Source organism: Arthrobacter oryzae, from assembly GCF_030812315.1.
Classification (GTDB): Bacteria; Actinomycetota; Actinomycetes; order Actinomycetales; family Micrococcaceae; genus Arthrobacter; species Arthrobacter oryzae_B.
On sequence record NZ_JAUSSM010000015.1, the window covers coordinates 1 to 13,193 of the forward strand.

The 13,193-nt window shown below is 62.6% G+C and carries 11 protein-coding genes and 4 pseudogenes; 11 read left to right on the forward strand and 4 right to left on the reverse strand.

The window, feature by feature from the left end:
• The 9 genes and pseudogenes from J2S97_RS21020 to J2S97_RS21050 form a co-directional block, all read left to right on the forward strand.
• Positions 1 to 672, forward strand: a 672-nt coding sequence (locus J2S97_RS21020; RefSeq protein WP_307051882.1) for an FAD-dependent oxidoreductase, incomplete at its 5' end; no start/stop codon positions are given.
• A gap of 50 nt (positions 673 to 722) precedes the next feature.
• Positions 723 to 2,177 carry an NAD-dependent succinate-semialdehyde dehydrogenase gene (locus J2S97_RS21025; RefSeq protein WP_307051883.1) on the forward strand — a complete coding sequence of 485 codons (1,455 nt, stop codon included), beginning with the start codon at positions 723 to 725 and terminating at the stop codon, positions 2,175 to 2,177.
• A gap of 12 nt (positions 2,178 to 2,189) precedes the next feature.
• Positions 2,190 to 2,966 carry a GntR family transcriptional regulator gene (locus J2S97_RS21030; RefSeq protein WP_307051884.1) on the forward strand — a complete coding sequence of 259 codons (777 nt, stop codon included), beginning with the start codon at positions 2,190 to 2,192 and terminating at the stop codon, positions 2,964 to 2,966.
• Between the two features lie 117 nt (positions 2,967 to 3,083).
• Positions 3,084 to 3,746 (forward strand): GntR family transcriptional regulator, encoded by a 663-nt coding sequence (locus J2S97_RS21035; RefSeq protein WP_307051885.1) that lies wholly within the window; start codon positions 3,084 to 3,086, stop codon positions 3,744 to 3,746.
• 515 nt (positions 3,747 to 4,261) lie between these two features.
• A pseudogene (locus tag J2S97_RS24100) lies at positions 4,262 to 4,336 on the forward strand (aldehyde dehydrogenase family protein); the annotation flags it as partial.
• 44 nt (positions 4,337 to 4,380) lie between these two features.
• Positions 4,381 to 4,494 (forward strand): annotated as a pseudogene (locus J2S97_RS24105) (aldehyde dehydrogenase family protein); the annotation flags it as partial.
• Between the two features lie 169 nt (positions 4,495 to 4,663).
• Complete coding sequence (locus tag J2S97_RS21040) at positions 4,664 to 4,882, forward strand: hypothetical protein (RefSeq protein WP_307051886.1); 219 nt, start codon at positions 4,664 to 4,666, stop codon at positions 4,880 to 4,882.
• 553 nt (positions 4,883 to 5,435) lie between these two features.
• On the forward strand, positions 5,436 to 6,635 hold the full coding sequence (locus J2S97_RS21045) for an aminotransferase-like domain-containing protein (protein WP_307051887.1): 1,200 nt from the start codon (positions 5,436 to 5,438) through the stop codon (positions 6,633 to 6,635).
• Positions 6,636 to 6,751: 116 nt separating this feature from the next.
• On the forward strand, positions 6,752 to 6,916 hold the full coding sequence (locus tag J2S97_RS21050; RefSeq protein ID WP_307051888.1) for a hypothetical protein: 165 nt from the start codon (positions 6,752 to 6,754) through the stop codon (positions 6,914 to 6,916).
• Here J2S97_RS21050 and glpX read toward each other — a convergent pair.
• The 4 genes and pseudogenes from glpX to J2S97_RS21070 all read right to left on the reverse strand — a co-directional run bounded on the left by glpX (position 6,913) and on the right by J2S97_RS21070 (position 11,610).
• Entirely contained in the window at positions 6,913 to 7,950 is a 1,038-nt protein-coding gene (glpX, locus tag J2S97_RS21055) for a class II fructose-bisphosphatase (RefSeq protein WP_307051889.1), read from the reverse strand. The two genes, J2S97_RS21050 and glpX, sit on opposite strands and share 4 nt — an antisense overlap.
• A gap of 79 nt (positions 7,951 to 8,029) precedes the next feature.
• Positions 8,030 to 9,546: pseudogene (glpK, locus tag J2S97_RS21060) on the reverse strand (glycerol kinase GlpK).
• A 47-nt stretch (positions 9,547 to 9,593) separates the two neighbouring features.
• A pseudogene (locus J2S97_RS21065) lies at positions 9,594 to 9,834 on the reverse strand (aquaporin); the annotation flags it as partial.
• A gap of 12 nt (positions 9,835 to 9,846) precedes the next feature.
• Positions 9,847 to 11,610, reverse strand: coding sequence for a glycerol-3-phosphate dehydrogenase/oxidase (locus J2S97_RS21070; RefSeq protein WP_307051890.1), 1,764 nt, complete (start codon positions 11,608 to 11,610; stop codon positions 9,847 to 9,849).
• Positions 11,611 to 12,051: 441 nt separating this feature from the next.
• On the opposite strand from J2S97_RS21070, the gene J2S97_RS21075 reads away from it, so the two are divergent.
• Both J2S97_RS21075 and J2S97_RS21080 read left to right on the forward strand, forming a co-directional pair.
• Positions 12,052 to 12,609, forward strand: a complete 558-nt coding sequence (locus J2S97_RS21075) for an alpha/beta fold hydrolase (RefSeq protein ID WP_307051891.1) — start codon at positions 12,052 to 12,054, stop codon at positions 12,607 to 12,609.
• Positions 12,606 to 12,968, forward strand: coding sequence for an alpha/beta fold hydrolase (locus tag J2S97_RS21080; RefSeq protein ID WP_307051892.1), 363 nt, complete (start codon positions 12,606 to 12,608; stop codon positions 12,966 to 12,968). The genes J2S97_RS21075 and J2S97_RS21080 overlap by 4 nt, the downstream gene beginning before the upstream one ends.
• Positions 12,969 to 13,193: the final 225 nt, after the last annotated feature.

Sequence of the window (13,193 nt, forward strand, 5' to 3'; positions counted from 1 at the left end):
GTTGCCGCCGCCCAGGCCAACGGCGCAACAGTCCACAGCAACACCCCGATCGACAGCATCACCGAAACCGCAGACGGCGTCCTCATCACCTCCGGTGAGAAGTCCTGGACCTTCGAGAACGTCATCGTCGCCTCCGGCGGCTGGTCCCAGCGGCTGATGCCCGACTACCTGAAGGCAGCAACCCAAACCAAGCGGCTCATCCTGACCTGGTTCGTCGCCCGGGATGCATCGGAGTTCTCACCCGAGAAGTTCCCCGTCTTCAGCCGGGTGCACGGGGACCGCTCCATGTATGGGGCGCCCGCCGTCGACGGCGTGACGGTTAAGGCAACGCTTGACGGCCGCGGCAGACCAACACCCAACCCCGACGCCGTGCCCAGGGAACTGACTCCCGCGGAAATTACCGAGACCACCGAAACCCTCACCGAGTTCCTCCCCGGCCTCATTCCCAACGTCGTCCGCTCGGACACTTTCCCGGACCTTTATACCAAGGACGGTAACCCCCTCCTTGGACGGTTCAACGAAGGCAGCGGAATCTATGTTGCCACCGGTTTCTCCGGCGGCGGCTTCAAAAACGCGACCGGCTACGGCCAGATCGCCGCACACGAAGCCCTGGGCAAACAGACCATCGAGGGCCTGGACTTCGTACGCCCTGAACGGTTTAAGACGAGCTAAACCAATCCCACCCCCGGAGAATCCCTTCCTTACGACACTGAAAGCGTGACATGAGCCTCTCATTTGATCCCACTACTCTTCATTCTGACTTGTTCATCGACGGTGCCTGGCAGCAGGCCGCCAGCGGCGCCACGTTCCCGGTCGAAAATCCGGCCACGAAGGAAATCATCGCCCACGTCGCCGACGGCGGATCGGAGGACGCGACCCTGGCGATTCAGGCAGCAGGCCGTGCCCAAGCAGCGTGGGGCAAGTCCACACCCCGCGAACGGGCCGATATCCTGCGGCGTGCCTTTGACCTGGTCATTGCCAACACCGACCGGCTCGCCGCGATCATGACCGCCGAAATGGGCAAGCCCCTGGCCGAAGCGAAGGGTGAGGTGGCCTACGGCGCCGAAATGCTCCGCTGGTTCTCCGAAGAAGCCGTCCGCATTGGTGGAGACAACACCAGCTCCGGTGATGGCAATACCCGGATTATGATCAGCAAGGAACCGATCGGTCCGTGTGTGCTGGTCACCCCGTGGAACTTCCCGCTGGCCATGGGCGCCCGCAAGATCGCCCCCGCTGTTGCCGCAGGCTGCACCATGGTCTTCAAGCCGGCGGCTTTAACGCCGCTGACGTCCCTCGCCCTGGTGCAGATCTTCCGGGAGGCAGGCCTTCCTGACGGCGTCCTGAACGTCGTCACTACCTCCCGAGCTTCCAGCGTGGTCGATCCTTGGATGAGCAGCGGCATTGCCCGGAAGATCAGCTTCACCGGCTCCACCGGGGTGGGCAAGACCCTGCTGCGCCAGGCGGCCGACAACGTCATGCGCTCCTCGATGGAACTGGGCGGAAACGCCCCCTTCATCGTCCTGGCCGACGCCGACATCGAAAAGGCAGTCGACGGGGCCATGAAGGCCAAAATGCGCAACATGGGCGAAGCCTGCACCGCGGCCAACCGCTTCTTCGTGCACCGCTCCGTCGTCGGGGAATTCAGCGAGAAGTTCGCCAAGAAGATCTCCGAACTGCGGGTAGGCAACGGCGCCCTGGAAGGAACCGAAGTCGGCCCCCTGATCGAACAGAAGGGCCTGGACAAGGTCGAAAGCCTCGTGGCCGACGCGGTGTCCAAAGGTGCACGGCTCCTGACCGGCGGAAGCCGCCCCGAGGGACCGGGCTACTTCTACACCCCCACCGTCCTGACGGACGTGCCCCTGAATGCCGACCTGATGAGCACCGAGATCTTCGGACCGGTAGCAGCCATCACGCCCTTCGACAGCGAAGACGAAGTCCTGCGCCTCGCCAATGACACCGAGTGGGGCCTGGTCGGATACGTCTTCACCGAAAGCATGGAGAAAGCCCTCCGCTTTTCCGCCGAGCTGGAAGTCGGCATGGTCGGACTGAATACCGGCCTTGTTTCCAATCCTGCGGCACCGTTCGGCGGCGTCAAGCAGTCCGGGCTGGGACGCGAAGGCGGCAAGATCGGCATCGAAGAATTCCTCGAGTACAAATACACCGCGCTAGCTATCTAGAAAATATGTAGCATGGCGAAGCGGGAGAAGAGTGGGATGTCAATGGCGGCACCAGAAGGACTCTTTGCACTGGAGGGAAGATCCACGGCGCAGATGATCGCCGATCAGTTGCGGGAAGAAATCATCCAAGGGGCCATCCGGCCAGGGCAACAGATTAACGAATCCCTCCTGGCGCGACAGCTCAACATGTCCAGGGGGCCTCTGCGGGAAGCACTGCAGCGGTTGTGCCAGGAAGGAATCCTCATCAGTCGGCGCAACTACGGGGTGTTCGTCTTGGAAGTAAAAACGCATGACCTCAGGGAGATCTACGAGGTTCGTGAGTCCGTCGAATCCACCGCCGCCAGCAGGCTGTTGGACGGCAGCCCGCAGCAGATCAAAGACACCTGCGAAGTGCTCACGAAAATTGTGGGCGAAATGGCGAAGCAAGTGGCAAGTTCAGACTGGCAGACCATCGCAAGGCTGGACTTGCAGTTCCACTCAGCCCTCGTTGCCGGCATGGGTAATTCCCGTTTCACCAGGATCTACAAGACACTCGCGGCTGAATCAAGGATGTGTATCCTCGACCTGGAAGTCTCATACCCAAGGATTGACGTTCTGGTTCAGGAACACCAAAACATCCTGGCTCTGTTGGAGGCGGGCGACAGGAAAGGTCTCCTCGAGGCCATCAGGCGGCACATGCAAAAAGCCGTCGAAGACCTCACCGCAACGCAGCAGGACAAACAAATCCGCGCCTCAAAACTTCTCCTGCCTGCAGCTCCAGCATCCCGGGAGGGCGGGCAGGTTGGGTGAAGGCCATCAGTAAAACCCCACACGTTCATCAGACGAGGCGTCGAGCGCTTTGTCGGAGTCCGTCAGCACGGACGCCTGCCGCCGCGGTATAATCGACAATCGACAAGAGGGGGCACGATGGATAGCAAGTTCAAGTGGCAAGAACAGCGGACCACGACGCCGGACGGCGTGTACCGCGTGCTGCGTACGGCCATCCTGGACGGAACTGTGCCTCCGGGGGAACAGCTGCGCGAGACGCACATTGCTGCGGATCTCGGGATTAGTCGGTCCCCGCTACGTGAGGCGCTGACCAAGCTTGAGGAGGAGGGGCTGGTCGTGAAGATCCCCTTCAAGGGATCGTTTGTCGTGGAGGTGAGTGCTCGCGACGTCGCCGAGATCGCATCAATCCGAATGCTCGTCGAGCCTTACGCTGCTGAGCTCTCGGCCGCAACGTTGCGCGGTCCTGAGCGGCTTCGGTTGAAGCAAACCATCGAGGAACTTTACCGGGCCACGGACACCAACGATATTCCTGCCAGCATCGACGCCCACCTTCGCTTCCACAGGCTCTTCTATGAATTCTCGGGAAACGCCGCTTTGCAAGCTCTTTGGAACGGTTGGGAGAACAAGTTGCGGCTCTACTTCGCGGTCGACCATCCTACGTACAGCGACCTCCATGAAATCGCCGTTGAGCACGAGAGACTGGCTGAACTTGCTTTGGAAGGTGACATCGATGGCTTCCGTCAGGAGATGGCCGGTCAGTTCCAAAATGCGCTCAGCGCCGAAAGTCTAGACCAAACGTAAGTGTGCGCCGGGTGAGCATTAGGGACTGAACGGGTGTGGCTCTACCTGCCATTGCTCGTCGCCGGCCTGTCCGGTTTCATGCCCTCGCCTTGCCCTGCGGATCGGGCATGCTCTCCCATGAGCGAGATGGATATGGTGACGGGCGTTACGGCTACTCATCTCAGTGTCCCTAGCGGGCCGGGGACCGTGGAATGTCTATATCGCGAGGGTCGCGCCTCAACGGGTAACCCATGAGTTTGGGCGGCAAATAGCGTTCCGGGCGGCAGGGGCGCCGACCATCTGAAGGCCTAACAGCTCTGCGACGATCTGATCGAGCTGGGATACATCGCCCGTTCCCTCCGCGGCAACACTATCCAGGTCAGCCCGCCGTTCATCATCAGCGACCAGGAACGGACCCTGTTCATCACCGCCGTTATAGCCGATGATTTCGTGTCGGCGCTCACCGAACGCCTTGCCCAGGTTGCCGTCGGAAACGGCCTCGGAAAGCAGACTGCGGCCACGGATACGACTCGGCAGGCAACTTCTTCGCCCCGACCGTCCTTGACCGCGTCACCGAAGATTCCGACGTTGCCCAGTCCGAGATTTTCGGCCCCATCGCGGCGATTCAGCTTCAGCGGTTCAGCTTCAGCGGTTCAGCTCAGAAGCCGAGGCAATCAACCGGGCCAACGCGACAGAATTTGGCCTCGCCGGCTATGTCTTCACCGAGAACCTATGGGCGCCGGTCTCAACCATGAGCAGTGACGGATGACTTGGAAGACCCGGATCACATCGCTAGCAATTGTCAACAATCGACGATAGACTTGGCGTGGAAGTGTTTCCAGCGGTGGCTGCCCCGGACGACGTATCGTCCTTCCGGAGCCAATGATGGCGAGGGCAGAGGCCCCGGGCCACCGAGGCAATCCACAGAAAGGCACAAAATGCGACAGAGCCGTCGTGTATCCATGTGGACGTCCCTTCAGCGCGGCGACGTCATAATTCTTTGTCGGCAGGGCGTCGAATGCTACAAGGGTTCCATCGATGAGCGGACTGAGGATGGTCGGACGATTTGGGTGATAGACCAGATTGGAGACCGTCGCCTGTTCCATGTCGAGGATGACTACGACCTGCTGATTTCCGGCAATGTCTACGCCTACTAGGAAGACTATGGGAATACGTCTGTCCGAAACCCCCTGTGGAACATTGGGCCCGGGAGCGGCGCAATGCTAAGTCTGATCCTGCTCATCACAGCAGGGCTCCTAACCAGCTCGAGCGCCGTCTTGCAACTGCCGTCAACAACACGTGAATGCCGCCGGAGGAAGTTCAAAGGCAACTTCCCATTGCAGATCTCCGCGGGAATCCTTGCCTTGGGCGCCGTCCTCCTGGCCGTCAATATTCAACTGGGCGCGATCCAATGACCGAACCAACACCCGGTAATCCCGTTGCTCCGACCGGGGGCAGCCGCCACCCGTCGCTGGCCGGCGCCCCCTCACCGACAGCGGCGGCGGTGGTCTTCCACGACCCTCTCTCGCGTTCGCTGCCCGAGGGGCAGGCAGTGCGGTCCTACCGCCCCCTCGAGTCTTCTCATCGATCGTCCACATCCAATGGCTTCGGACCAAAACGCCTAGGGAAGAGCAGGCTGGCCGCGCGGGCCGATGCGATCCAAGCGGTTGCCCGGGAACTACAGCTCTTGGCTCAGCGCCGAGGAAAGCCGTGAACCCCGCCGGTCTCCCGTGGGCAACCCGCACCAAGGGACTGGTCGGTTCGATCATCGATTCGAGCACGTCCCTGCTGCAGCGGCAGACGCACGATATCGTCAGCTTCGCCATGGGGAGTCCCGCTGCTGAAGCAGTTCCCTCCGAGGCTTTCCGCGAGATCTACAGTTCCCTTCTCGCCGATGCCGGGGCTGCAGCTTTTGGCTATGGAGCCACCGAGGGCGAAACCGCGCTCCGCGATGAACTCCTTGCATACCTGGAATCGACTCCCGAGCGTACATCGGCCGAACGGCTGCTCATCACGACTGGAGGAATGCAGGGGTTGGACCTTGCGGGCAAGCTCTTTATTGACCCGGGAGACCTTGTGATCGTCGAGGCACCGACCTACACCAACGGAAGCGCCACGCTCCTGGCTTACGGTGCGGACATCCTGGAGGCGCCCATCGACAACGACGGTCTGATCGTGGAGGCATTGCCGGAACTGGTTCAAAAAGCCGGGCGCCTGCCCAAAGCCATCTACGTCATTCCGAACTTTCAGAACCCTACCGGGACGGCGATGTCACTGAAACGCCGGCTACTTCTGCTTGCCCTGGCCAGAGAATGGCGGAGTATCATCATCGACGACGACCCCTATGGCATGTTACGTTTCGACGGCGATCACATCCCGGGATTCCGCGAGCTGGGCGGCGGGGATCCGCTCGTCTTCTCCGTCCGCACCTTTTCCAAGATCCTCGCCCCCGGGCTGCGTGTCGGCTGGGTGGACGCCGATCCTATCGTCGTGGCGAAACTCATTGATGCGAAACAGACGATGGATACCTGCACAAATGTTCCCAATCAGCTCCTGTCGGCCGAGTTCCTTCGCCGCGGTGACCTCGTGCCACACCTGGAGCGGCTCCGCAGCGAATATCACACAAGGATGCGGGCGATGCAGACGTCGCTGGAGCGCCACTTCAGCGGACAGGCGACATGGACGAATCCCAAGGGCGGATTCTTCCTGTGGCTCACATTCGGCGAACACGTCGACACCTCAAAGCTCTTTGACTTGGGCGTCCGGAATGGTGTGGCGTTTATCCCTGGTCACGCGTTTTCTGTGACTGGACAGTTCGGCAACGCGATGCGGCTGTGCTTTGCCTCGCAAACCCCTGAGCGGACAGAGCTCGGCATTTCTCGGCTCGCGGAGACGCTCAAGGCCCTCTGAACGATAGACCTGCCGGCCGCACTCCGGATTTGGAGTTTAGGGGTCCGCTATCGGGCGCCGGACCAGGAGTCGGGCTGTTTACGCGCGGCTTCCAGTGCCACCACGGAGTTCTTGAGGTGCCATTCGATTTCGGCGAGATAGCCGGCCTCATCACCCGCCTGGATATAGTCATGGAGCCGCCGGTGCTGTCCGATGAGAGGTTGGGCAGCCTGATCGTGGATGGGTGGAGGTCACCCACTTTCAAACTGTCATTCGGCGGCAGCGACGTTGCCTGCCTTTAGCTCTGGCGGGAATAGGATTCCCACTTGTGGGCCTGGTGTTCGCCGTCGACGAAGCGGACGGTGCCGGACTTGGACCGCATCACGATCGACTGGGTCAGCACCTTGTCCTTGGCGTAGCGGACACCGCGCAGGAGGTCGCCGTCGGTGATGCCGGTGGCCGCGAAGTAGCAGTTGTCGCCAGTGACGAGGTCGTTGGTGGAGAGGACCCGGTCCAGGTCATGGCCGGCGTCGAGGGCCTTCTGCTTCTCGTCGTCACTCGTGGGCCACAGCCGGCCCTGGATCACGCCGCCGAGCGTCTTGATGGCGCAGGCTGTCACGATGCCTTCCGGTGTTCCGCCGATTCCCATGAGGGCGTCGACCCCTGTGCCGGAGCGGGCTGCAGCGATGGCGCCGGCGACGTCGCCGTCCATGATGAATTTGGTGCGGGCCCCGGTTTCGCGGATTTCCTCCACCAGCCCGCGGTGCCGGTCCCGGTCCAGGATCATGACGTTGAGCTGGTTGATTTTGACGCCCTTGGCCTTGGCGATGAGGTGCAGGTTCTGCTTGACGGGCAGGCGCAGGTCCACGACGTCCGCTGCTTCCGGTCCGGTGACCAGCTTCTGCATGTAGAAGACGGCGGAGGGGTCGAACATGGTGCCGCGTTCGGCCACGGCGAGGACGGCGAGGGCGTTGTTGATGCCGAGGGCGGCCAGGCGGGTTCCGTCGATGGGGTCCACGGCGACGTCGCACTCGGGGCCGGTGCCGTCACCGACGTGCTCTCCGTTGTACAGCATGGGGGCTTCGTCTTTTTCGCCTTCACCGATGACGACGACGCCGTTGAAATGGACGGTGGACAGTAGGGAACGCATGGCGTCGACGGCGGCGCCGTCGGCCTTGTTCTTGTCGCCGAACCCGACCCAGTGGCCGCCGGCGATTGCGGCGGCTTCGGTGACGCGGACGAGTTCCAGCGCCAGGTTCCGGTCGGGTTCGTCGTCGCCGACGGCCAGCGCCGGGGATAGGGTTGAATAGCGGGTTGATCTGGAAGCGTCAGACAACGTGACCTCATTCTTGAACGGTAGGGGATGCGCGGCCGTCAGTGTGCGACGGATCCGTTTGGGGAGCCTGCGATGGATCCTATTTCACATCCTCGTCTACCCAGTCCATGGATTTCGTGACGGCCTTCTTCCAGAGCCGGAGCTGGCGGAAGCGCTCGGCGTCGTCCATTTTCGGTGTCCAGCGCTTGCCCTCGCCCCAGTTGGCGGTGAGCTCTCCGAGGTCTTTCCAGAAGCCGATGGCCAAGCCAGCCGCATAGGCGGCACCGAGCGCCGTGGTCTCAACGATCCTGGGCCGTACCACGGTCACGCCGAGGATGTCGGCCTGGAACTGCATAAGGGCCTCGTTGGCGACCATGCCGCCGTCGACCTTCAGCTCGGTCAGGGATACCCCGCTGTCGGCATTGACGGCCTCCAGCACCTCGCGGGTCTGGAACGCGGTGGCTTCCAGCGCCGCCCGGGCAATGTGGGCTTTGGTCACAAAACGGGTCAATCCGAGCAGGGCCCCCCGGGCCTCCGGATGCCAATAGGGTGCGAAGAGGCCGGAGAATGCCGGTACGAAGTAGACGCCGCCGTTGTCCGGCACCGACGCCGCCAGGGCCTCAACCTCCGGGGCGGAATTGATCAGTCCCAGGTTGTCCCGCAGCCACTGGATCAGCGATCCGGTCACGGCAATGGATCCCTCCAGCGCGTAGTGCGGCTTCGCATCGCCGAGCTTGTAGCCGAGCGTGGTCAACAGGCCGTTGCTGGAATGAACGATGTCCTCGCCGGTGTTGAAGATCAGGAAGCAGCCGGTGCCGTAGGTGTTCTTAGCCTCACCCTCGCCGAACGCGGCCTGGCCAAACGTGGCTGCCTGCTGGTCCCCGAGGATGCCGGCAATGGGAACTCCGCGCAGCAGCTGGGAGTGGTGAACGGTGCCGTAGACCTCCGAAGAGGACCTGATTTCGGGCATCATGGATCTGGGTATTTCAAACTCTTCCAGGATGCCATTGTCCCATTGCAGTGTTTCGAGGTCCATGAGCAGGGTCCGGGACGCGTTGGTGACGTCGGTGATGTGAATGCCGCCGTCGGTGCTGCCGCCAGTCAGGTTCCAGATCGCCCAGGAGTCCGTGGTGCCGAAGAGCAGGTCCCCGGCCTCGGCCTTTGCCCGCGCACCCTGAACGTTGTCCAGTATCCATTTGATCTTGGTGCCGGAGAAGTAAGTGGCCAACGGCAGGCCGACCTGCTTCTTGAAGCGGTCCACGCCGCCGTACCTTGCCAGCTCGTCGACGATGTCCTGGGTGCGTGTATCCTGCCACACGATGGCGTTATACACGGGACGTCCCGTTTCTTATCCCACACGACGGCAGTTTCACGCTGGTTGGTGATGCCCACGCTGGCGATGTCGTGGCTAGTCAGGTTTGCCTTGGACAGCGCTGAACCGATGACCTCGCGGATGTTGTCCCAGATTTCGACGGGGTCGTGTTCGACCCACCCGGGCTGGGGAAAAATTTGCTCGTGTTCTTTCTGGCCACTGGAGACAATATTGCCGGTGTGGTCAAAAATGATGGCACGGCTGCTGGTCGTGCCTTGATCGATTGCGATCACATACTGCTTCATCATGACGTCCTTGTCTTAGGAATGACGGTGTTCTGGGTGCACCGCGGTTACGTTGCGGCGGTGAATACTACGGGGGCAGCGGCGGCAACGATGCCGGCCAGCCCTCCGCCGGCCAGGGGACCGACGACGGGAATCCACGCGTAGGACCAAACGCTTTTGCCTTTGCTCCTGATCGGAAGCAGTGCGTGTGCGAGGCGTGGCCCGACGTAACGGGCCGGGTTGATGGGGTAGCCGGTGGGCCCTCCGGGGCGAAACACCGATACTGACCACCCGCAGGGCGACCTCCAGCCTTGCCGCGGGTCAGGAGACCTGGCTTGGTACCGGGACCCGGTGGAAACGCTGCAGTACTTCTTGTGCATGCTTGATTTCCTGGGCCATCCGGACCCCATCCCAGCCCAGGGGTCCCGCCAGGGCCTGGGCCAGCTCGATGAGGAGCTCGGCGGTGACCAGGCCGCGGAAGGCCAGGGATGTGCGCCGGATGAGGACGTCGATCAGATGTCCGATCTGCTCGTGCCCTGCCATGAACTCGATCTCGCGCAGGCTCAGCTCGGGGGTCGAGCTGAGCCTGCGGTCCTCGCCGGCGGTGAGGTACGTGATGACCTCGGTTGCACGGGTGCCATAGCGGGTCAGCAGTCCTTCGACGCGGGCGGCGTCCAGATCATCGGACACGTACCGTGCGATCCAGGCCTGCACATCGGGCTCGGTGGCCGGGAACTCAGCTCCGCCTCCGATGGGAAGCTTGGCAGTGGAAACCTTGCGCCTGTGACCAAGGATCGCCAGGACATCGTTGGTCATGTGCTCGGACAGGGCCCGGAAGGTCGTCCACTTGCCGCCGACAAGACTCAGGACCGGAACGCCGGCGCCCGCGATTTGGCGGTCCCCGCGTTCAATGCGGTAATCGCGGGAGACGAAACCGGGGTGCTCGGCATCATCACGCGGGAGCGGGCGGACGCCGGCGAAGCTGTACACGATGCTCTCCCGGGTGATCGTGATGTCAGGAAAGACGTGTTTGATCAGGTCGAAGAAGTATGTGATCTCCTCGTCGGTGCAGACGGCGTCCTCGTCCATGGAGGCGCGGATGTCCGTGGTGCCGACCAGGACTCGGTCTCCCATGGGGTAAATCAGGACGATCCTGCCGTCCGTATGTTCAAAGAAGATTTCGCTGCCCTGGCAGGCGTCGAACAGTGCGGGGTGATCCAGCACGATATGGGAGCCCTTGGTCCCGCCCATAAACAGGGAGGGCGAGCCCAGCGCCTCATTGGTGAGGTCGACCCAGGCCCCGGTCGTGTTCACGATCACATCGGCCGTAAAGGAGAATGTCTCCCCCGTTAGTTCGTCACGGAGCTGGACCCCTTCGTCGCCGATGCCGGTGACGCTGACGTAATTGGCGGCGCGAGCTGTGCCATTGCCGGAGCCGGCCGCCTTCTGGCCATCCTGGAGGACATCCAGGGTGAGCCGCTCAGGGTTGTGCACGGACGCATCGAAGTACGTGGCCGTGTATTTCAGGCCCGGATTGAGATGGGGAAGCTCCGCCAGAGCCTTGGCGCGCCCCTTGAACTCATGCCGCGGCACGGTACCGCCGTCCCGGGAGAACGAGTCATAGAGGCTCAATCCGATCTTGATCAGGAAGGCCCCACGCTCCCTGGGCGTGCCGTGCTGTTTGTGCATCAGGAACCTTAGTGGGGCGGCCAGGACGCCGGAGAAGGTGCTGAAGATCGGAATCGTGGTTTTCAGCGGCTTCACATAGTGCGGGGCGAGTCTCAGGAGCCGGTTGCGTTCGGTGACCGATTCCTTGACGAGGCGGAATTCGCCGTTTTCAAGGTAGCGGATCCCGCCGTGGATCATATGGGACGAGGCACCGCTGGCACCCTGGCAGTAGTCCCCGCGTTCCACCAGGGCAACATCCACGCCCTGCAGCGCCAGGTCCCGGAAAGTGCCGACCCCGTTGATGCCCCCGCCGATGATCAGCACCTTTGCCCGAGGTCGTTCACGCAGACTTCCAACCGTAGCGCGGGAAGAGGAAGAGGCCGGCCCGTGGTCACCGGTGGATTCATGCTTGCTCAAAGTTGCTCCCTTGCAGCTTGTCCTTCGCGCCCCGGGGCGCCTTCCCTTTCATTCTTCGAACATGGTGGGAATGCGTTCAAGCGTTATGCACAAACGTGCAGTCTAGGATTTCCGGCAGTTTTCCCGTCGGCATGGGCCCGGGCGACGTGTCGGAATACACCACTGACCCCGGAAACACGGGGATTTTTTCCGCGCGGCACGGAAGTACTGCCTGCGGGATCTGAACCAGCAACTTGCCGGCCTCCCTCCTGACAGGCTGGACTGAACCCGCTGAGGATCCGGACAGATGTGCACGTTGTCCCTGCCCCGGATCGCCGTACCAGTCCATCGCTCCCCGTGTAGCTCTGGCACCGAAACCATCCAACCGGTCCTGGCGATTATGCACAGCCTGTTCATGCAGTTGGTCATCAACGGCACAGTCTCCCATGGTAAGACGGGGTGATGAAGCACCGAGCCACTCAGCGGCCGCTGACGCCGCCGGGCGCCGAGCGGTGCCGGGTCCCCACTGCTGCCGGGAGCCTCGGCGTTCTCCGCGCCGGTGTTCCCGACCCGGGCAGCCATCCTGTCGTACTCGTTCATGGCGGCGGGACCGATGGTTCGTCCATCTCCTGGTATCGCCTGGTCGGCCCGTTGGCATCCGATCGCGAGGTGTGGGCGGTGGACTTGCCGGGCTTCGGTGCCAGCATGGACGTCGTACCGGTGGGCGGCCCCGGGCCGATGGCGGACGTGCTGGCCGAGGCGATGACCACACTCGGTATTGGCCCGGCTGCGGTGTGTGGTGTGTCCATGGGCGGGGACGTGGCACTCAATCTCGCGCTGACCCACCCCGAGCGGGTTGCGGGCCTCGTCCTGATCGCACCCGGAGGGCTCGCCCCCGCGCTCGGGTCTGCCGGCAGGCACCGTGCGGCCTGGCTTGCCGCGCAACTCCCGGACCGGTCCTGCTGCCGGCGGGACGCCTCGCGAACCGGTTCGCCCGAGCTGCATTGCGCAATATCGTGAAGGATCCCGCGCGACTGCCCGCCGAGGTGGTAGACGAGTTCGCGAGGCTGGCCCGGGACCCCCGCAGCGTCCTTGGATACTCGCGGTACAACCAGGCCACGCTGGGCCGCGACCGGATGCTCAACGATCTGACCGGCCGCGTCCAGAGGATCAGCGTCCCCGCACTCTTCTTTCACGGGGCGGACGATCCGATCGTCAACCCCGAGGGCTCACGGCGTGCCGCTGAGCTCATGCCGCGTGCCCGCCTCGTGCTGGTGCCTGACTGCGGCCACTGGGCTCAGTTAGAACGCCACGACGAGTTCCTTGCCGAGGTTCGCCCGTTCTTGGCGGATCTCGACAGCGGGACGACGCACAACTGAACGGGAGAATGGAAGCTCAAGGTCTTTGGGCAGCGGCCCCCGATCTCTGTCAGCTGCGTTCAGGTTGCAACCGGAAGATCAGCTAAGACAGCTGCACGCCAATCGGCAGGTTTTGAATAGTCCTCCACAGCGGCGGGTGGGATAGCTCGCCCGTACACTGGAAGCAGGTGAGCCGGGAAGTCTGGTCGGCAGTGTTGTTGTCGGGACTAGTCAAGGGATTCCACC

Excerpts from the sequence above, each read along its gene's own strand:
- J2S97_RS21025 (WP_307051883.1), top strand. The coding sequence starts at position 723 with ATGAGCCTCTCATTTGATCCCACTACTCTTCATTCTGACTTGTTCATC.
- J2S97_RS21030 (WP_307051884.1), top strand. The coding sequence starts at position 2,190 with ATGGCGAAGCGGGAGAAGAGTGGGATGTCAATGGCGGCACCAGAAGGA.
- J2S97_RS21035 (WP_307051885.1), top strand. The coding sequence starts at position 3,084 with ATGGATAGCAAGTTCAAGTGGCAAGAACAGCGGACCACGACGCCGGAC.
- J2S97_RS21040 (WP_307051886.1), top strand. The coding sequence starts at position 4,664 with ATGCGACAGAGCCGTCGTGTATCCATGTGGACGTCCCTTCAGCGCGGC.
- J2S97_RS21075 (WP_307051891.1), top strand. The coding sequence starts at position 12,052 with ATGAAGCACCGAGCCACTCAGCGGCCGCTGACGCCGCCGGGCGCCGAG.